Origin of the sequence: Actinoplanes sp. NBRC 101535, from assembly GCF_030269225.1 — a bacterium.
In the GTDB taxonomy this organism is placed as follows: domain Bacteria; phylum Actinomycetota; class Actinomycetes; order Mycobacteriales; family Micromonosporaceae; genus Actinoplanes; species Actinoplanes rectilineatus.
Genome location: NZ_BSSY01000012.1, coordinates 25,487 through 44,479, shown reverse-complemented (window position 1 = coordinate 44,479; position 18,993 = coordinate 25,487). Strand labels below are relative to the sequence as shown.

The 18,993-nt window shown below is 70.3% G+C and carries 16 protein-coding genes; 4 read left to right on the top strand and 12 right to left on the bottom strand.

The genetic code is table 11. The annotated features are described in order from the left end of the window. Positions 1-61 precede the first annotated feature (61 nt). Positions 62-1,846, top strand: a complete 1,785-nt coding sequence (locus tag QSK32_RS29285) for a bifunctional sugar phosphate isomerase/epimerase/4-hydroxyphenylpyruvate dioxygenase family protein (protein WP_285473746.1) — start codon at positions 62-64, stop codon at positions 1,844-1,846. Between the two features lie 197 nt (positions 1,847-2,043). Beyond that, positions 2,044-2,715: a DUF4097 family beta strand repeat-containing protein gene (locus tag QSK32_RS29280; RefSeq protein ID WP_045742808.1), complete on the top strand. Its 672-nt coding sequence runs from the start codon at positions 2,044-2,046 to the stop codon at positions 2,713-2,715. A 20-nt stretch (positions 2,716-2,735) separates the two neighbouring features. Here QSK32_RS29280 and QSK32_RS29275 read toward each other — a convergent pair whose 3' ends face one another. The 12 genes from QSK32_RS29275 to QSK32_RS29220 all read right to left on the bottom strand — a co-directional run bounded on the left by QSK32_RS29275 (position 2,736) and on the right by QSK32_RS29220 (position 16,892). Continuing rightward, on the bottom strand, positions 2,736-3,827 hold the full coding sequence (locus QSK32_RS29275) for a VWA domain-containing protein (RefSeq protein WP_285473745.1): 1,092 nt from the start codon (positions 3,825-3,827) through the stop codon (positions 2,736-2,738). Then, a complete protein-coding gene (locus QSK32_RS29270; RefSeq protein ID WP_045742806.1) occupies positions 3,827-4,789 on the bottom strand; it encodes a VWA domain-containing protein in 963 nt (320 codons plus the stop codon). Before QSK32_RS29270 ends, QSK32_RS29275 begins: the two co-directional genes overlap by 1 nt. Next, positions 4,786-5,715: a DUF58 domain-containing protein gene (locus QSK32_RS29265; protein WP_045742805.1), complete on the bottom strand. Its 930-nt coding sequence runs from the start codon at positions 5,713-5,715 to the stop codon at positions 4,786-4,788. Before QSK32_RS29265 ends, QSK32_RS29270 begins: the two co-directional genes overlap by 4 nt. 3 nt (positions 5,716-5,718) lie before the next feature. Continuing rightward, entirely contained in the window at positions 5,719-6,711 is a 993-nt protein-coding gene (locus QSK32_RS29260) for an AAA family ATPase (protein WP_045742804.1), read from the bottom strand. A gap of 30 nt (positions 6,712-6,741) precedes the next feature. Then, positions 6,742-7,545 (bottom strand): S1C family serine protease, encoded by an 804-nt coding sequence (locus tag QSK32_RS29255; protein WP_245673963.1) that lies wholly within the window; start codon positions 7,543-7,545, stop codon positions 6,742-6,744. A 201-nt stretch (positions 7,546-7,746) separates the two neighbouring features. Further along, complete coding sequence (locus tag QSK32_RS29250; RefSeq protein WP_045742802.1) at positions 7,747-8,313, bottom strand: hypothetical protein; 567 nt, start codon at positions 8,311-8,313, stop codon at positions 7,747-7,749. Further along, complete coding sequence (locus QSK32_RS29245; protein ID WP_285473744.1) at positions 8,314-9,321, bottom strand: LuxR C-terminal-related transcriptional regulator; 1,008 nt, start codon at positions 9,319-9,321, stop codon at positions 8,314-8,316. It abuts the gene before it with no gap. Between the two features lie 385 nt (positions 9,322-9,706). Beyond that, positions 9,707-12,511, bottom strand: a complete 2,805-nt coding sequence (locus QSK32_RS29240; RefSeq protein WP_045742800.1) for a DUF5682 family protein — start codon at positions 12,509-12,511, stop codon at positions 9,707-9,709. Continuing rightward, positions 12,508-13,620 carry an ATP-binding protein gene (locus QSK32_RS29235; protein WP_045742799.1) on the bottom strand — a complete coding sequence of 371 codons (1,113 nt, stop codon included), beginning with the start codon at positions 13,618-13,620 and terminating at the stop codon, positions 12,508-12,510. Before QSK32_RS29235 ends, QSK32_RS29240 begins: the two co-directional genes overlap by 4 nt. A gap of 28 nt (positions 13,621-13,648) precedes the next feature. Next, entirely contained in the window at positions 13,649-15,031 is a 1,383-nt protein-coding gene (locus tag QSK32_RS29230; RefSeq protein ID WP_285473743.1) for a vWA domain-containing protein, read from the bottom strand. Further along, positions 15,028-16,395, bottom strand: coding sequence for a hypothetical protein (locus tag QSK32_RS29225; protein ID WP_045742797.1), 1,368 nt, complete (start codon positions 16,393-16,395; stop codon positions 15,028-15,030). The genes QSK32_RS29230 and QSK32_RS29225 overlap by 4 nt, the downstream gene beginning before the upstream one ends. Continuing rightward, complete coding sequence (locus tag QSK32_RS29220; RefSeq protein WP_045742796.1) at positions 16,395-16,892, bottom strand: hypothetical protein; 498 nt, start codon at positions 16,890-16,892, stop codon at positions 16,395-16,397. The genes QSK32_RS29225 and QSK32_RS29220 overlap by 1 nt, the downstream gene beginning before the upstream one ends. Before the next feature lie 288 nt (positions 16,893-17,180). Here QSK32_RS29220 and QSK32_RS29215 point away from each other — a divergent pair, with 288 nt between their 5' ends. After that, the gene (locus tag QSK32_RS29215) at positions 17,181-18,107 is read left to right on the top strand and encodes a carbohydrate ABC transporter permease (protein ID WP_045742795.1); all 927 of its coding nucleotides are present in this window, start codon (positions 17,181-17,183) and stop codon (positions 18,105-18,107) included. Further along, a complete protein-coding gene (locus QSK32_RS29210) occupies positions 18,100-18,981 on the top strand; it encodes a carbohydrate ABC transporter permease (RefSeq protein ID WP_045742794.1) in 882 nt (293 codons plus the stop codon). The genes QSK32_RS29215 and QSK32_RS29210 overlap by 8 nt, the downstream gene beginning before the upstream one ends. Positions 18,982-18,993: the final 12 nt, after the last annotated feature.

Below are 18,993 nucleotides of genomic sequence, written 5' to 3'. Positions count from 1 at the left end.
ATGTACGAACTGGTACGTTAGTTATCGACTGTGACGGGCGACACTGTCAAGAGGAGAATCTGTGCGGCGTTCGATCGCGACGGTCTGCATGTCCGGGACACTCGACGACAAACTGGCGGCGGCCGCGGCGGCCGGCTTCGACGGCATCGAACTCTTCGAGAACGACCTGGTGGTGTCACCGCTGTCACCGGCCGCGGTCCGGGCCCGCTGCGCCGACCTGGGCCTGTCGATCGATCTCTACCAGCCGTTCCGCGACTTCGAGGCGGTCCCGGCCGAGCAGCTGCGGGCCAACCTGGAACGGGCCGCCCGCAAGTTCGACGTGATGGCCGAACTGGGCGTGGACACCGTCCTGGTCTGCTCGTCGGTCTCGCCCGCCGCCGTCGACGACGACGCCCTGGCCGCTGCGCAACTCGGCGAGCTCGCCGACGCCGCGGCCGCCCGCGGCATCCGGATCGCGTACGAGGCGCTGGCCTGGGGCCGGCACGTGTCCACCTGGGACCACTCGTGGCGGATCGTCCAGCGCGCCGGCCACCCCGCCCTGGGACTGTGCCTGGACTCGTTCCACGTGCTGTCCCGGCCGGTCCCACCGGACGGCATCGCCGCGATCACCCCCGGCAAGATCTTCTTCGTGCAGCTGGCCGACGCGCCGGAGCTGCGGATGGACGTGCTGCAGTGGAGCCGCCACCACCGGCTCTTCCCCGGCCAGGGCGACTTCGACCTGCCCGGCTTCGTGGCGCTGACCCGGGCGGCGGGGTACGACGGCCCGCTGTCGCTGGAGGTCTTCAACGACGTGTTCCGGCAGTCCGATCCGTCGCGGACGGCAGTCGACGCGATGCGGTCCCTGATCGCCCTCGAACCGGCCGGGCTACCCACCGCGCCGACGCTGGGCCGGCACGCGTTCACCGAGTTCACCGTCGACGGGCAGTCCGGGCCGGAACTGCGGACGGCGCTGCGCGGGCTGGGCTTCGCGCACACCGGTCAGCACCGGACCAAACCGGTGGAGCTGTGGGAGCAGAACGCCTGCCGGATCGTGCTGAACAGCGCGGTGATCCGCCCGCAGGCGGCCCTGCTCAGCGCCTTCGCGGTGACGTCGGACGACCCCGCGCGTTCACTGGCCCGGGCGTCGGCGCTCCGGGCACCGGCGCATCCGAACGTGCGGGAGCCCGGGGAGGCGGCACTCTCGGCGATCACCGCGCCGGACGGGACCAGCGTGTTCGTGACCCGAGACGACGACGACTGGCGGTCGGACTTCCTGGCCACCGGCGCGGTCCCGCAGGTCACGGCGGGACTCACCGGCACCGACCATCTCGGGCTGACGCAGCCGTTCGACCACTTCGACGAGGCGGGACTGTTCTACCGGTCGGTGCTCGGGCTGACCGCGCTGGCCACCGAGGAGTTCGCGGCGCCCTACGGGCTGATGCGGTCCCGGGCGGTGGCTTCCGGCGATCGGGGCGTACGCCTGGCCCTGACCGTCTCGGTGCTGCGCCGCGGCGAGTGGGCGCCGGCCGTGGCGGACCCGCAGCACGTCGCCTTCGGCACCGCCGACATCTTCGCCACGGCGGCGGCGCTGACCGTGCCCACCCTGCCGGTGCCGGACAACTACTACGCGGACCTGATCGCCCGCCTGGGCCTGCCGGAGGAGTTCGCGGCCCGCCTGAGCCGGTACGGCATCCTCTACGACCGGGATGCCGCCGGTGGCGAGTTGCTGCACCTGTACACGCCGGTCCTGGGCGGCCGGGTCTTCTTCGAGCTGGTCGAGCGGCGCGGCGGGTACGACCGGTTCGGCGAGCCGAACGCCCCGGTCCGGATGGCCGCCCACCGGCACCGCCGCCTCACCCACCGATGAGTCGGCCGCCGGTGCGTTCACTTCTCATTCATTGCAACGAACGAGTCGCATTCGTTGCGTTGAATTCCATGCCATTGCAATGATTTCACGTCTCTGAGCTGCTCAAACTGCATCACTTTGCGACTTCGACGTTTCCCGATTTCTGAAAGCTACGTAGCGTTTCAGTCATCGGAAACAACCGCTCGAAGGAGAGAACGATGCAGAGGTTCGACACCCCCGCCCCCGTCGCCGCGCAGCTCGACATCCCGGCCGGCCGCATCCAGCTGATCGCCGCGGACCGCACCGACACCCGGGTCGAGATCCGGCCCGCGAACGCCGACGACCGCCGCGACGTGCAGGCCGCCGAACGCGTCACCGTCGACTACCGGGACGGCGTCCTGCGGATCATCGCCGCGAAGCAGGCCAACCGGCTGCTCGGCTCGTCCGGATCGGTCGACCTGACGGTCCAGCTGCCGGCCGGCTCACGCATCGACGGCAGGACGGCCAGCGCCGAGGTGCGCGGCGCCGGACGCCTCGGCGACGTCGAGTTCGAGGGCGCCCAAGGCTCGATCACGTTCGACGAGACCGCGAACGCCCACCTGAGCCTGCAGTCCGGCGACGTCACCGTCGGCCGGCTCGGCGGCTCCGGCCGGATCAGCACCCAGCAGGGCGACCTGCGCGTCACCGAGGCGGTCGGCGGCGCCGTCACCCTGAGCACCCAGCACGGCGACATCACCGTCGGCGCCGCCCGCGGCACCGCCGCCGCGCTGGAGGCGGACACCAGCCGGGGCCGCATCGTCAACGCGCTGCGCAACCCGGAGGCGGCCACCACCGAGCTGGCCATCCGGGCCACCACGGCCCACGGCGACATCACCGCCCGCAGCCTCTGAACGGCCCTGACAGAGCCGTGTCAACTCGGGATCGCCCGGCGGGGAACCGCCGGGCCACGGTTCCACCAGAGCGAGAGCCCGACACCGCTGAACGCCAGCAACGCGCCCACCAGCACGAACCAGAACGTCACCTCGACGTCCTGCTTCACCAGCCCGAACTCGCTCGGCAGATCGCCGAGCACATCGGTCAGCTGCTCGGCGTCCTCGGCCTTGAAGTACCGTCCCCCGGTCATGTCGGCGACCTCGGTCAGCGCCTCCTCGTCGATCTCCCGGTTGCCGCCACCCCGGCCGCCGCCACCGCCGAACCCGCCGCCGCCGAAGCCGCGGCCGCCGCTGAGCGAGTCGCCGCTCACCTGGTCGGCCGTGCAGACCATCTGGCCGGGCGTGGTGGTGCCGAACCCGATCGTGTAGACCCGCAGACGCCGGGCCGCGGCCTGCTCGGCAGCGGTGATCGGGTCGACGCCGGTGGTGTTCGAGCCGTCGGTGAGGACGACGATGGTGTCCGCCTCGTAGTCGGTGACAGCGCCGGGCACCGGGTCACCCAGGTCGACACCGGTGGCCGCCACATCCGGGTTGGACTCCGCGATCGCGTCGATGGAGGTGAGGATCGCCTGGCCGATGGCCGTGCCCCGGGCCGTCTTCAGCCCCTCGATCGCCTCGAGCAGCGGCGCCTTGTCGGTCGTCGGCGGCACCAGCAGGCCGGCGATGCCGGAGAAGGCCACCAGCCCGATCTTGGTCTCGCCCTCCTGGGACTCGACGAACTCGCGGGCCGCGTCGACCGCCACCGCCAGCCGGTTCGGGGCGATGTCGGTGTTGCACATCGAACCGGAGACGTCGATGGCCAGCAGGATCGTGGTGTCGTTCGACGGCACCGCGATCGACGCCTGCGGACGGGTGACCGCGGCGGCCAGCGACAGCAGACCGGCCAGGAAGAGGTAGACCGGGATACGCCGCCGCCACGCGGTCCGGCCCGGCAGCGCGGCCCGGATCAGCGCGACACTGGAGACGGTGACCGCGGTGCGCTTGCGTTTGCGGTTCAGCCACCAGCGGGCCGCGAGCAGCAGCGGCACGACCAGCAGCGCGAGCAGTGCCCACGGCCAGCTCAGCGACATCACACGATCCTTCCGTGCCAGCGGGTGCCGAGCAGGCCCCCGATGGTGAGGAGCAGCAGGGCGGCCGCGGCGAACGGCGCGGTCAGCTCGAGCGGCTCCTTCTCGGTGGTCAGGCGCAGGTCGATCGACGTGGTGGTGTCGGTCAGCGTGGCCGCGTCACCGGCCGCCAGATAGCTGCCACCGGTCACCTGGGCGACCGAGGTCAACAGCGTCTCGTCCAGAGCGGTGCCGAGCTGGAAACCGTCGACCTCGACGGTGGCTCCCTGCGTGGTGCCGACGCCGACGGTCTGGATCCGCACACCGGCCGACGCGGCGAGTTCCGCGGCGGCCTGCGCGTCCGGCCCACCGGTGTCCTGGCCGTCCGAGAAGATCACCATGGTGGCCGACGGCCAGTAACCCAGATCGGCCGGTGCGGCGCCGTCCTCCGGCAGGCTGACCGGTTTGCCGGTGATGGTGCCGAGACCGACCAGGATCGCCTGCCCCAGCGAGGTGCCACCCCCGGCCGCGGCCCGGTTGATCGCGGCCGCGGCGACGTCGTGGTCGGCGGTCGGCGCCTGGGTGAGCAACGCCTGATCGCCGAAGACCAGCACACCGACGTCCACGGTGTCCGGCTGCTCCTGGACGAACGTGGTGGCTGCGGCCTGCGCCGCACCGAGCCGGCTCGGTGTGACGTCGGTGGCGGCCATGCTGTTGGAGATGTCGAAGGCCAGCAGCACCGTCCCGGACACCCGCGGCACGGCGACCTCGGCCTGCGGGCGGGCCAGACCGACGAGCAGCACCGGCAGCGCGGCGAGCAGCAGGGCGTAGGGCAGATGCCTGCGGACGCCGCCGCCGGCCAGGGTGCCGAACCCGGCCGCGACCAGGGCGGCACGGCGGCGCCGCTGCAGCGCGACGTACCCGTAGACCGCCGCCCCGGTGAGCAGGGCGGCGAGGGCGAGCACCGACGGATGGAGGAAGGTCACCGGCGTCTCCGTCCGGAACGGCGGACCATGTCGACGAGCGCGGCGAGCATGTCCTGATCAGTGGTGATCCGGTGCTCGTCCACCCCGGCCCGGCGCATCCCCTCGGCCAGGCCGGCCTCGCGGGCGTCGACCTCGGCCGCGAGCCGCCCCCGCAGCAGGGGATCACTGGTGTCGACGAGCAGCTGCTCCCCGGTCTCGGCGTCCTCCACGAGGATCAGGCCCAGGTCGGGAAGTTCCAGTTCGGACGGATCGACCACGCGGATCACCACCACCTCGTGGCGATGGGTCAGCATGGCGAGCGACCTGTCCCAGCCCGGGTCGGCGATGAAGTCGCTCATCACGAAGACCAGGCTCCTCCGCTTCGCGGTCGTCGCCGCGGCCAGGCGGAACATGGCGGCCAGGTCGGTGGTCGCGCTGTCCTTCACGACCTTCTCCGGGGTACGCGTGAGCTCGCGCGCGATCCGCAGGATCTGATCACGGCCGCCCCGTGGCGGGACGACCTGATGGGAGTGGTTGTCGAAGAGGATCGCGCCGACCCGGTTCCCGCCCTGGGCGACGAGCCGCGCGAGGCTGATCGCCAGTTCGGCGGCGACCGACTCCTTGCCGGTGGCGGCGGTGCTCACGTCAGGCGTACCCGATGAGGGGTTCTGTCTTCCGAAACGCATCGACGCGGACCTGTCGACGACAAGCCAGGCCGTCATCTCCCGGTCCTCGGTGTACTGGCGCACGAACGGCTCGTCGAGACGGGCCGTCACGTTCCAGTCGATGTGCCGGACGTCGTCCTCAGGTGTGTACGCCCGCAGGTCGGTGAAGTCGAGACCGGCGCCGTGCCACACCGTGCGGTAGGCGCCCTGCAGACGCCCGTCGAGACGGCGCCCGAGTCTCCACTCCAGGCGCCGCAGCAGCCGGTCGGGGGCGGTCGTCATCGGTCAACGGCCCCGGCCGGCCGGGTCGGGGAACGCCAGGTTCGCCAGGATCTTCGAGATGATCAGATCGGCGGTGACCTCGTCCGACAACGCCTCGTAGGACAGCACCATGCGATGCCGCAGCACGTCCATGGCCAGCTCACTGAGGTCCTCGGGCACGACGTACTCGCGGCCGCGGATGAAGGCGAGCGCCCGTGCGGCGAGCACCAGACTGATCGACGACCGGGGACTCGCGCCGAACGTCACGTAGCGGGCCAGATCGGTCAGGCCGATCCGGGCCGGGTCGCGGGTGGCGTGCGCCAGCTGCACCGCGAACTCGATCAGCGACGGGTCGACGTAGACCTGATCGGCCTGCTGCTGCAACTGCACCAGCGTCTCCGGGTCGATGATCTTCTGGATCACCGGGTTCGGCGCGAGAGCCCGCTCGACCACCACGAACTCCTCGGTGGCCGTCGGGTAGCCGACCACCACCTTCATCATGAACCGGTCGACCTGCGCCTCCGGCAGCGGATAGACGCCCTCGTTCTCGATCGGGTTCTGGGTGGCCATCACCAGGAACGGGTTCGGCAGCCTGTGCGTCTCCCGGCCGATGGTGACCTGACGCTCCTGCATCGTCTCGAGCAGCGCGGACTGCACCTTCGCCGGCGCCCGGTTGATCTCGTCGGCGAGCAGCAGGTTGGTGAAGACCGGCCCGAGCTGAACCTGGAACTCACCGCTCTGCTGGTTGTAGACCCGGGTGCCGACGATGTCCGCGGGCACCAGGTCCGGGGTGAACTGAACCCGGTGGAAGTCACCGCCGATCGCCTCGGCGAGCGACTTCACCGCCAGGGTCTTGGCCAGGCCGGGCACGCCCTCGACCAGGATGTGGCCGCGGGCGAGCAGCGCGACGATCAGCCGCTCGAGCAGGACGTCCTGGCCGACGATGGTCTTCTTGACCTCGTACAGCACCTTCTCGATCGGGCCGGCGGAGGCGGGCGGGGCGTCGGTCCAGCTCATGTATCCGTCCTTGTCTTCTTACGGCTTCTGTCACAGCGGTGGGGCCTGCCCGTCGCCCTCTCCGCCACCACCGAGTGCGGCGCCGATCGGCACGGCGAACCCGATGCCGATGAAAGTGCCGGCGTCGGTCGGATTGGCGAGCGCGATGACGATGCCGACCACCTGCCCACGGGTGTTGATCAACGGTCCGCCGGAGTTGCCGGGGTTGACCGCCGCGTCGAACTGGATGAGCCCCTCGATCTTTCCGGCGGTCCGGTCCATGCCGGAGACGACGCCGTCGGTGGTGCTCCAGGTCAGCCCGAGCGGGTTGCCGATCGCCACCACCTCCTCGCCGACCTGCACGCCGCCGCCGAGCACCGCGGGCACCAGCGTCTCGGGGAGCTTGCCGGGAACGAGCGTGGCGATGTCCTGGGCCGGATCCTCGGTCACGATCTCGGCGGGCGCGGACGTCCCGTCCGCATAGGTCACCCGGATCGTCTCGGCGCCGTCGACCACGTGCAGGGCGGTCAGCACCGTGCCGTCCGCGTTGGCGATGACACCGGTGCCGGTGCCGGCCTCGGCCCGGCTCTGCGAATCGTGCCCGGTGGTCTGGATCAGCACGACCGACGGCGCCAGCGCCTGATAGACCTCCGGCACGGTCAGAGGCGCCTCCGACGCGGAGGGAGACGCAGCGGGGGCGGTGGCGGCCGGGGTCGTCTCATCGCCCCCGTCGCGTACGACGACGAGCACGGTGATCGCCACGGCCCAGGCGACGACAGCGCCCACCAGGACCCTGCGGCGCAGCTCGGGAGTGTTCCACGCGGTGTTGAACCGGGGCTTGCGCTCCTCCGTCACGGGCTCCGGCGGCTCGGACCCATCCGGACGGAGCACCGTCATCACGGCACGACCGCCACACTCTGCATCCATCGACCCTAGAAGCGATTCCTAAGAATTCCCCGTGAGTCTTCTGACGGTTTCCGGAACGCAAGATCCCGCATCAGGGACCAAACGCCCTTTTCTTCGGTACGCGATCACACTCCGGAACATCCACATCGCTCAGAAGCAGGTTCCGCAGAAGCCCTCGACATCCTCCGGGTTCGGCGGATCGTTCGACAGGTCGGCCGGATTGTGGTCCGGGTCGTAGCCCTCGCCGACATACTCCTTGGCGACCCGCACGTCGTCGACGTCGATCGGCTCGATGTATCCGATCCGAGGGCCGGTGAGCGCGCAGGCGACCCGCGTCCGGTCACCGGCGATCAAGCAGATCGGGACGACGCCGTCCTTCGGCACGTAGATCGCCGCGCCGAAACCCATCTGCTCCCCGGCGTCCGTGGTGGTGAACCGCCGGGCGTTGTAACTGGGCGACTCGCCGTACGAACGGCTCGGCCAGTACCACGCGATGCGGAAGCCGCCGTTCGCCACCGTCGGGCCGCACTGCGTGGCGGTACCCGTGACCACACCCCATTTTCCGAGGTAGTCGACGTCCACCAACTCGAATCGGCCGTCCGCACAGGGCGCACCGGTCCACGAGGTGTCCGCCGCCGCGGACGCGGCCACGGGTGCGGCCAGGACACTCGCGATCAGAGCGGTGACCACGGTCAGGGCTCGACGGGCCAGGGACATTCAGCTCTCCTCGGTTCGTTTCGTCCCGACCGGCGGCAACGGCACGGCCCGGGCGGCACCCAACAGCAGCGCCAACTGGAAACGGTTGTCCACACCGAGCCGGTCCATCAACGCGCGCAGCGTGTAGACGACGGTCCGGCGGCTGATGCCGAGATGTTCGGCCACAGCATCCTCGGTGGCTCCGGCAGCGAGGAGACCCACGACGGCCTCCTCCCGGGCTGACAATTCGATGTCCGGCACCTCTCGGCGTCCGGGATCCTCGGCGGTGCGCCAGATCCGGTGGAACAGTTCGGTCAAATGGGCGACCGCGTCCGGATCGACGATCTCCAGGGCACCCGCCTCGAAATCGGTGGGATCCGCCGGGATCAGCGCCGTACACCGGTCGAACAGCATCAACTTCAGCGGCAGCCGGGACGTCTCCCGGTACTCCCCGCCAGGCGGCGGACCCGGCCGGACACTGCCGTCACGTGGGCGCAACCCCAGCACCCGCAGGCGGATCCCCCGGCCGATCAGGTCCTCGTCCAGCGGCGCGGCGGCGGCCGTGGCCTCCGCCGTGAACACGTCCTCGGTGTTGATCGCCAGGTGTTCGTGCCGTTCCGCAGCGGTCAGCTCGGCGATGCGCTGCCGGGCGGCGAACCGGTTACGGAACCGGTGAACACCGCCCGGCAGCACGCGATCCAGATGCAACCCGGAAACCGTGGCGATGTGCCGCCGGACCAGTTCGGTGACCACGACCGGGTCACGGCGCTGCCGCAACCTGGCCATCACCTGGTCCGGGGCGGCGGCCTGCCACAGCCTCCGGCTCCCCCGTTTCACCTGTACCGCCGCCCCACAGGCCGCCAGCTCCTCCAATGCCTGAACGATCCGGAAGGCCGGAACCCCGAGATGACGCGCCAACCCGTTGCTGTCCTGCACGCCGGCCAGAAGGAGCGCTCGATACGTCAGATCGGCATGCGCAGAGAGACCCCATCGCCCCAACGACGGGATCGCGGTCTGCTCCGCCTGCATCGATCTCCTTCCGGCTCGACGACATGATTAGGACACGCCCCGCCACGTCACGGCTACCCCCACCCCACCCGGGTTGCGCACTTGCGCAACCGCCGCCGCCCCGCCCACCGCTCGAACCACCCCGGAGAACCAATCGAGGGCCTGGGCCTGGGCCGGAGCCAGAGCCGGAACCGGAGCCGGAACCGGAGCCGGAGCCGGAGCCGGAGCCGGAGCCGGAGCCAGGGTCGCAGCCGAGGCCAGGGCCGAGGTCGGGCAAGGACCAGGACGTGTCGGGCCGGAAGCGGAACAGGGGCGGGCCGGAGCCAGGCCAGAGCCGGACCGGTGCCAGTACCGAGGCGGGCCGGACCAGCCCGGAACCGGCGGCTGAGTGCGGAGCCGGGTGAGGTCAGGCGCCGACCAGGGCGGCCACCTCCTCCGCGGTGGCGGGGTGGGCGGCCAGCAGCGCCACCACCGGGCCGGTGTGGTCCGGCGCAGGCTCGGCGATCGGCGTCCACTCGCCCTCGCAACCGAGCAGCGCCGCCAACGCGTCCGCCGTCCCCGGATGCGCGGCCAGCAGACGGCCGGCCGGCCCGGGGTCCGAGCCGGGGTCCGAGCCGGGGGCGCCGGCGGTCGCGCTGCCGGGGGCGGTCACCGATGGTCGTGTCTTCTCCCACGGCGGGGTCCAGGAGTCGATGGCTGTGAGGCTGCCCGGGAAGGTCCGGCCGGCCTCCCGGGTCAGCACCGGGACCAGCTCCGCCGCCTGCGACTTCAACGTGGTGATCAGGGTCGGCAGCCAGGGCAGCAGCACCGGGTCGGGTAGGCGGCCGAACGCTTTCGACAGGGTTTCGACCACGAACGGCGCCAGCCGCGGCACCGATTCGAGGGCTTGGACGAAGCCGCTGACGTACTTCGGGACGGCCGGCACCACCAGGGGGTTGGCGAGCAGTTCGTCCACGCGTACCCGAAGGTCGGTGAGGGACAGCGCACCCAGCTGGTGGTGCGCCGCCCAGAGCAAGGCGATCTTGGCTGGCTCCTCGGGGTGTGACTGGCGCACCGCGATCTCCAGCTGGGTGCGGTCGCAGCCGAGAGAGAGGGCCAGGCTCTCCATGCTGAACAGGAAGCCGAGCATCGCACCGACCTGCCGGACGCCGGTCGTGTCGTCGACGAACGCGGACGGCAGCAGGGTGCAGTAGTGCGCGTACCCCTCGGTGACGAACCGCTCGCACCAGGACGGCAGGGTGGGCGTGCTGGACCGGTAGTAGGCGAGCAACCGGCGGATCCGGCGCAGCACCGCGGGCGCGTCGTCGACCGTACGCTCACCCGCCAGCAGTTCGACCGCGCGTGCGCCCAGTTCGTCGGTGAGTCGTGGGCTCTGCAGGAAGAGCAGCGAGTGCTCGACCGCGGTGAGGGCGGTTGCCGTCGTCGCTTTCGGGTCCCACGCGTCGCGCCGCAGACGCTGTTCGAGGACCTGTTCGACGGTGACGCCCTCGTAGCCCAGTTCGATGATGGTCCGCTGGTGGCGGCCCAGGTCGAGGTCCCAGCTCTCCTGGAAGTGTCTCTCGCCCAGTTTGCGGGAGCCCATGATCGGACGGACCGCCTGGTCGGGCAGCAGGTAGCGCAGCATCCAGAGCAGTTGGGAGCAGGCCGCCAGTTCGGGGTGGGCGGCCAGGTCGAGCAGCGCCCGCTGGATGGTGCGCTGTTCGAGGTTGAGCCCGAGCGGTTCGAGACGGTCGTAGACGTCGCGGGCCAGTGGTGGCAGCGCCTCGTAGCCGACCTGGCCGATCCGGTCGCCGCCGAGCAGGATCTCGCAGAGGCGGCGCACGTCGCGACGGCCCGGGACGGTGTCCTTCTCGATGCAGGTGACCGCCGCGTCCTGGAAGTCGTAGGGCGTGGGGCGGACCCGGCCCCGCATCCCGGCCAGCAGGATCGACGTCTCGTAGACGGCGATGGCGTCGGCGGTGCTGGCGAGGTAGCCGTTGCGGCGGGCCAGCCGGACGATGTCGACGCACCAGCCGCGCAGTTCCTCCTCGTCCAGCCCGTCGAGTGCGGGCGGGCCGGAGAGGTAGCCGGTGAGCTGGTCGGTGACGTCGGTGTCCACCGCGGGGGCGGGCAGCGCCTTCTTGACCCGCTTCTTGCCGCCCTTCTGCCCCTCGAGCCGGAACGGCGTGAGCCGTCCCCGCCCGAGCTGTTTCTGCCAGGTGGCGGCGGCGATCGACACCGAGCCGGGTGCCAGGCCGAACTGGGATTCGATGGCCGCGTGGCTGGACGGGATCAGGCCGTAGAGCCAGGTCGTCGCGGTCCGCGCGGTGATCGGGAAGTCCGGGGTGCCCGGCTCCGAACCGGCTTCCGGCACCCGGCTCGCCGCGTGGAACGCGCCGCAGATGTAGAGACAGTCGGACCGGTCGGCCCCGCTGCGGGCGAGGTGCTCCCGGATCCGGGTCCACATGTAGCGCTCGCGGTCCTCGTCGGTCGCGTACCGCCGGGTGTCGTGCGGGGCGAGCCGTCGGAACAGGCTGCCGATCAACACCATGACCTGCCGGTACGTCTCGTGGTCGGCCCCGGCCAGGGGCTGCTCCACATACTGGTCCCACCATTCGGACCAGTGCCGGACCCTGCCGTGGTGCAGCAGGTGCTCCTCCAGTTCGGCGAACCGGGGACGCAGGTCGCCGATCTCCACGCCGACCGCGTCGCCGTGCAGGTCCTGTTCGGGTTCCTCGGACGAGTGCGCCTCGACGGTGGGCTGCCACTGGAAGACGTGATCGGTGGACCGGTCGACGAGCACGAGTTCGACGTCGGGGGTCTCCAGCGCGTACGCGATCGCCTGGTATTCCGCGGACGCCTCGGTGATCGGCGCGATGACGCTGAGCGGCGCCGACTCCGGCGGGAAGCCGTCCACCTCGGACGCGAAGGCCTGCAACGCCACCGGCAGGCGGCAGTTGCGCAGTTCGGTCAGCAGCGGGCCGAGGTCCTCGCACAGCTCGAGGTAGATGACCTTCGGCTGTTTCTCCCGCAGCCGGCGCACCATGGCCAGTGCGGACGCCGGCGAGTGGTGGCAGACCGGGAAGATCTCCAGGGGCTCGCGCAGCGCGTGGTCGACGTCGTCGACGATCCCGGCAAGGATCTCGGGCAGCGCGGCCGGGCCTCCGGCGAGGTCCTCGGCCGCGCTGAGCAGCTGCCCGCGCAGCGCGTCGAAAGGGCTGTGCCCGCTCATGACAGGGTGGCGATCGCCTGGCGACCACCCTCCAGGAAACCGTTCCACTCGCCGCCCTGGTCCTTGCTCCGCGGCTCGATCACGCCGTGCCAGTACTTGTTGAGGATGGCCAGGTCCTCCGGGCTGCGCCGGGCGAGCGAACCGACGAGTGAACCGGCCAGCGTCTCGGCGGTCAGCGCGGCGGAGCCGAAGAAGTTGCTGTGCAGGATGGCGTCCTCCAGAACACCGATCTGCTCGGCGGTGGAGAGCGCCGATTCCAGCCGTTCGTCGTCGCTGGACGCCGCGGCGGAGGCGGCCCGCAGGTCGGCGAAGCTCTGCAGCAGCACGTCGAGCAGGGTGGGCGGCACCTCGAGCTCGATGTTGTGCCGGCGCAGCAACTCCTCGGTGCGGAAGCGGACGATCTCCGCCTCGCTCTTCTTGTTGGTGACCACCGGGATCCGGACGAAGTTGAAGCGCCGCTTGAGCGCGGACGACAGGTCGTTGACCCCGCGGTCCCGGCTGTTGGCGGTGGCGATGATCGAGAAGCCGGGCTTGGCGAAGACGATGTTGTCGTCGTCGAGCTCGGGGATCGACACGTACTTCTCGGAGAGGATCGAGATCAGCGCGTCCTGCACGTCACTGGTGGAGCGGGTCAGCTCCTCGAACCGGCCGATCACCCCGCCCTCCATCGCGGTCATGATCGGCGACGGGATCATCGACGCCCGGGACTGCCCCTTGGCGATGACCATCGAGACGTTCCACGAGTATTTGATGTGGTCCTCGGTGGTGCCGGCGGTGCCCTGCACGACCAGGGTGGAGTTGCGGCTGATCGCGGCGGCGAGCAGCTCGGCCAGCCAGCTCTTGCCGGTGCCGGGGTCGCCGATGAGCAGCAGTCCACGGTCCGAGGCGAGCGTGACGATGGACCGTTCGACAAAACTGCGATCGCCGTACCACTTCTGCTCGATCTCGCGGTCGAGGCCGTCGGCCCGCTCCGAACCGAGGATGAACAGGCGCACCATCTTGGGGCTCAGCCGCCACGAGAACGGCTTCGGGCCGTCGTCGATCGACTCGAGCCAGTCGAGTTCCTCCGCGTACTTGGCCTCGGCGGGGGCGCGCAGCATGTCCGACATCTCTGTTGTCTCCTCAAGTCTCATGTGCTCAGAACGCCAGGAAGTTCTTCAGCTCGACGACGAGCTTCTTGATGCGGCCGGAGAGGACCGGGGTGCCCTGGTCCTTGAACCGCTGGCGGAACCACGGGTTGACGCTCTGCTGCCCGCCGCTGCTCACCGAGCCGACCGGGATGAAGCGGGCACCCGAGCGGTGGATGGCGGCCATCCCGTCGAAGACGCCCTGCTCGTTCCACTCGTAGAAGTCGGAGATCCAGACGACCACGGTGTTGCGCGGGTCGACGATCTTCGGCCGGGCCAGGTCGAGGGCGACGGTGCCGTCGGTGCCGCCGCCGAGGTTGGTCCGCAGCAGCACCTCGAACGGGTCGTGCACCCACGGCGTGAGGTCGACCGCCCGGGTGTCATACGCGACCAGGTGCACGTCCACCTTGGGCAGACCGGTGAAGATCGAGGCGAGGATCGTGCAGTTGACCATCGCGTCGACCATCGAGCCGGACTGGTCCACCACCACGATCAGCCGGGCCGGGGTGACCCGCTTGGCGGTCTGCTTGTAGAAGAGCCGGTCGACGTAGAGCCGTTCGTCCTCCGGGCTCCAGTTCGGCAGGTTCTTCCAGATCGTCCGGTCGATGTCGAGGTTGCGATAGACGCGTTTCGGCGGGATGGACCGGTCGATGGTGCCGGCGCTGGCCTGCGCCACCTGGGTCCGCAGCACCTCGGCGACCTCGTCGACGAACCGGCGGATCAGCGCTTTCGCGTTGGCCAGGGCGACGCCGTCGAGGTTGTCCTTGTCGCGCAGCAGTTGCTCGATCAGCGACATGCTCGGGGTGAGCTGCTTGGCCAGCCGGTTGTCGGCGAGCACCTCCCGCAGCTGCATCCGGTTGACCAGCTCGCCCTCGATGCCGGCGAGCACCGGGCCGAGGTCGACGTCGAACCCGTTGCCGGGCCCGGTGCCGACGCCGCCACCCGGTCCGCGGCCCGATCCGCTGCCCGCGCCACCGCCCGCACCCGCGGCCGCCGCGCGCCCGCGCAGCTCACCGGGTCTGCAGCCGAGCGCCCGCTCGAACCAGCCGGCGTCCGACTGCCACCGGGCGAGCTGACCGGCGGTGACGTTGCCGCTGCCGGTGGCGAAGACGTTGAGCAGCAGTTTGGACACCAGCGCCGCGCGGCGGACCTCACCGTCGCGGTCATCGGTGGCGTCCGTCATCAGGCCGTCGAACTCCGCCTCGAGCTGCGGGAACCGCTGGACCACGGTGTCCACCGACACGGACGGGTCGAGCAGCGCGGCCGGCAGGCCGAGGTCGCCGACGATCGCCATGCTGCCCTGTTCCAGGGTGGCCTGCTCGTCCGGGTCGAAGATCCGGGCCAGCAGCCGCCAGTAGAGGACCTGCCGCCTGTTCTTCTCGGTGGTGCTCATTTGCGCAGCAGCCTTCCCGCGCGTTCGCGCAGCACGTCGACCGCGGTGCCGGCGGCGGCCTCGGCCTTGGCCGCCTTGGCGTCGGTGGGCCCGAGGGACCAGTCGGCGGTGTGCGCGACCACCGGCTTCTTACGGACCGTGGCCTGCACCGCGAGCGGCTGCACCGACCAGTGGTCGCCGTCTCGGCGCAACAGCCCCAGACAGGCGGTCGAGGCAGCGACCAGCGCCGGGGTGATCGGGCCGGCCGAGGGCAGCCGGGCCAGGTCCACGGTGAGGCGGACACCACCCAGCTCGAACGCCTCCTCGCCGGCCGTGTAGCCCTCCAGCAGGATCGGTTCGGCGAGCATCACCGGATGCCGGTCGAGTGGCGGGACCGGCGGGGCGATCGCCGCGCCGAGCCGGACCCGTGCCGTGGTGAACGGGTCGGCGGACTCGCCCGGGACGGCCAGCGACTCGTCCCAGATCAGGTCGCCGCCCGGGGTGAGCGGCATGCCGGACAGCTCGACGATGCGGTGTTCGGCGAGCGCGGACCGGAACACCGGGAACGCGGCGAGCATCCGCCACGCGGACGGGCCGCTGATGGTGTCCACCTTGGCGCCCGCGACGCTGACCCGGACCAGGCGCACGTCGCCACCCGGGGTCTCCAGCAGCCCGTGTGCCTGAGCCCGGAACACCGTGGGGTGCTCGTGCAGGTCGGCGCCGAGCAGCAGCAGGCGGCCGCTGACCGGGGTGGGCTCGGGGCGGGGCAGGCCGTCCTGGGCGAGCAGCAGCGCCCGGGTCCACAGGTCGGCCCAGCGGCGCACCGGGACGCGGTCCAGGGTGGCGACCGGGGCTGCGGCCCGCAGCTCGGCCGCGAAGCCGTCGAGCAGCACCGCGAGACGGCGGGCCGCCGGGTCGGCGAGCAGCGCCTGCACGGCCTGCGCCCCGCCGGCGGCCAGCTCGTGGTCGACGCCGTGCCAGCCGGCGATCGCCAGCTCCCGCAGCCAGGACCGGGTGCCGGCCAGCAGCAGGCCGGGCTCGGGGGCCGCGGTGCCGGCCGGCCACGCCTCGCGGGTCCGGCCGGCCGCACCGTCCACCGCGGACAACAGCGCGTCGTGGACGGCGCCGAGCAGGGCGCTGCGGGCGCCGGCCAGCACGATCAGATGCTCATCGGTCACCGTGCCGGCGATGATCTTGCCGATCGAGTCGGCGACCCGGCCGGCGAGCGGCGAGCCGGTGAACGCGGCGGCCAGCGACTCCAGGACGGCGGCCCGCTCCTCGTCGATCCGGCCCAGGCCGTGCACCAGCGCGTCGTCGAAGCCGTCGACCAGCGCCCACGCGGCGTCCACGCCGGCCGGGGTGTCCCGCAACAGGTCGGTGAGCATCAGCGCACCACCTCGGCGGCGGGGAACCACTGCAGCTCGGGCAGCGGATCGGTGGTCGGCGGCAGCTCCAGGTAGGCCAGGTGGCGCAGGAAGCTGGCGAACACCTCGGCCGCCCGGTTCGGTGCGGTGGTGGGGTGCAGGCCGGCCCAGAGGTTCTCCTCGCCCTCGGCCAGCTCGACCCGCAGGTAGCGGGTGACCCGGGACAATCCGTACTGCGCGACGGCGGCCTCGGCCAGCGCGCGGATGTGGTTGCACGGGTAGGTGCCGCCCAGGCCCCCGCACGGCCGGTTGTTGTTGGTGTTGCAGCTCAGCCCGTGGTCGCCCGCCGTGATCGACGAGACGTAGACCCGCTCGATGTCCGAGCCGCTCGACACCACACCCTGCAGCCGGCCCTCGGCCAGCTCGACGAAGGGCACCTTCGCCAGCTTTCGCGGCCGCACGGGCGCGATGACGGGCGCTGCGCTGCGCCGCTCGTAGGCGGCGCCATCGCTTGTCACAACCAGTCCTCCTCACGAACAAGTGCGGTAGTTGTACCGGACGGGTACGACAGAAACTCCGCTGCGCCCCTCAGGCTCCCCCGGGGCGGCACGCGCGGCCCCGGGAACCCCTGGACCGGCGTTGAATGGTTCAAAGACGATCTCGTCTTACAGGCCTGGAACGCGACTACCTGGGCCCTGAAACGATCCAGTTATTTACTTCTCTGAAACCGTTGACCACTGAGTTGCGTCGATGCAAACTCCAGGAAAGCGCTTTCCTCTCCCATCGAGCCATGGAAGGAGGGGCGTGTGAGTGCCCTCGGCGAGCTCCATCGACTCGGATCCACCAAGACCGGCCCACCCCGATCACGGGACAACAAGGCCGCTTTCCTGTTTCTGCTGCCCTGGTTCGCAGGGCTTTTGTTGATCACGGCGGGCCCGGTGGCGGCCTCGTTCGTGCTCGGTTTCACCGACTACAACCTGCTGCAGCCGCCCGAGTTCAACGGGCTGGACAACGTCGAGCGGATGATCGGCGACGAACGTCTGCACCAGGCCCTCGGCGTCACCTTCAAGTACGTCCTGATCTCGGTGCCGCTGCAGCTCGCGGCCGCCCTGGGCCTGGCCATGCTGCTGGACAAGGGCCTGCGCGGGCTGGCGTTCTACCGCTCGGCGTTCTACCTGCCCTCGCTGCTCGGCTCCAGTGTGGCCATCGCCGTGCTGTGGCGGCAGATCTTCGGGGCGGAAGGCCTGTTCAACCAGGTCCTGGCCATGGTCGGGGTGAGCGGGCGCGGCTGGATCTCGGATCCGGACACCGCGCTGTCCACACTGATCGTGCTGAACGTGTGGACGTTCGGGGCGCCGATGGTGATCTTCCTGGCCGGCCTGCGACAGATCCCGGTGATGTACTACGAGGCCGCGGACGTGGACGGCGCGTCGAAGTGGCGGCAGTTCGTACGGATCACCGTCCCGCTGCTGTCACCGATCATCTTCTTCAACCTGGTGCTGCAGATCATCCACGCCTTCCAGTCGTTCACGCAGGCGTTCGTGGTCTCCGGTGGCACCGGCGGGCCGTCCGACTCGACGTTGTTCTACACGCTCTACCTCTATCAGCGCGGGTTCAACAACTTCGACATGGGTTACGCGTCCGCTCTCGCCTGGCTGCTTCTTCTGATCATCGCCGCGTTCACCGCGGTCAACTTCTGGGCTGCCAAACATTGGGTCTTCTACGATGACTGATCTTGCCGAACGCACCACTGTCACCGTGGCCGCGGAGAAGACCCGGCCCCCGCGCAACCTGGCATTCCTCAAGCACACCGGCCTGATCGCGCTCGCATTGATCATGCTCTACCCGGTGATCTGGATGGTGGTCAGCTCACTGCGGCCGAACAACGTGATCTTCCGGTCGCCGGGAATCGTGCTTTCCGATCTTGAACTGCACAACTACGGCGAGGGCTGGAACGCGCTGGCCTCCCCGTTCGGCCACTACCTGGCGAACTCGGCGATCGTGGTGCTGGGCTGCATCATCGGCAACCTGGTCTCCTGCTCGATGGCCGCGTACGCCTTCGCCCGCCTCGACTTCACCGGCAAGAAACTGTGGTTCGCCCTCATGCTCGGCACGATCATGCTGCCGATCCACGTGATCATCGTGCCGCAGTACATCGTGTTCTCCCAGCTCGGCTGGATCAACACGTTCCTGCCGCTGATCGTGCCGAAACTGCTCGCCACCGACGCGTTCTTCGTCTTCCTCATGGTCCAGTTCATCCGCGGGCTCCCCAAGGAACTGGACGAGGCTGCCCGCATCGACGGCGCCGGGCACCCGCGCATCTTCCTGCAGGTCATCCTGCCGCTGATGCTGCCCGCCCTGGCCACCACCACGATCTTCACGTTCATCTGGACCTGGAACGACTTCTTCTCCCAGCTGATCTACCTGACCGACCCGGAGATGTACACCGTCCCGGTCGCGCTGCGCTCCTTCGTCGACTCCACCGTCGCCACCAGCTGGGGCTCCATGTTCGCGATGAGCGTGGTCTCCCTGCTGCCGATCTTCCTCGCCTTCCTCGTCGGCCAGCGATTCCTGATCAAGGGCATCGCCACCACCGGCATCAAATGATTCGGAGGACTC

Excerpts from the sequence above, each read along its gene's own strand:
- QSK32_RS29280 (WP_045742808.1), top strand. The coding sequence starts at position 2,044 with ATGCAGAGGTTCGACACCCCCGCCCCCGTCGCCGCGCAGCTCGACATC.
- QSK32_RS29275 (WP_285473745.1), bottom strand. The coding sequence starts at position 3,827 with ATGTCGCTGAGCTGGCCGTGGGCACTGCTCGCGCTGCTGGTCGTGCCG.
- QSK32_RS29265 (WP_045742805.1), bottom strand. The coding sequence starts at position 5,715 with ATGACGACCGCCCCCGACCGGCTGCTGCGGCGCCTGGAGTGGAGACTC.
- QSK32_RS29260 (WP_045742804.1), bottom strand. The coding sequence starts at position 6,711 with ATGAGCTGGACCGACGCCCCGCCCGCCTCCGCCGGCCCGATCGAGAAG.
- QSK32_RS29250 (WP_045742802.1), bottom strand. The coding sequence starts at position 8,313 with ATGTCCCTGGCCCGTCGAGCCCTGACCGTGGTCACCGCTCTGATCGCG.
- QSK32_RS29245 (WP_285473744.1), bottom strand. The coding sequence starts at position 9,321 with ATGCAGGCGGAGCAGACCGCGATCCCGTCGTTGGGGCGATGGGGTCTC.
- QSK32_RS29240 (WP_045742800.1), bottom strand. The coding sequence starts at position 12,511 with ATGAGCGGGCACAGCCCTTTCGACGCGCTGCGCGGGCAGCTGCTCAGC.
- QSK32_RS29235 (WP_045742799.1), bottom strand. The coding sequence starts at position 13,620 with ATGTCGGACATGCTGCGCGCCCCCGCCGAGGCCAAGTACGCGGAGGAA.
- QSK32_RS29230 (WP_285473743.1), bottom strand. The coding sequence starts at position 15,031 with ATGAGCACCACCGAGAAGAACAGGCGGCAGGTCCTCTACTGGCGGCTG.
- QSK32_RS29225 (WP_045742797.1), bottom strand. The coding sequence starts at position 16,395 with ATGCTCACCGACCTGTTGCGGGACACCCCGGCCGGCGTGGACGCCGCG.
- QSK32_RS29210 (WP_045742794.1), top strand. The coding sequence starts at position 18,100 with ATGACTGATCTTGCCGAACGCACCACTGTCACCGTGGCCGCGGAGAAG.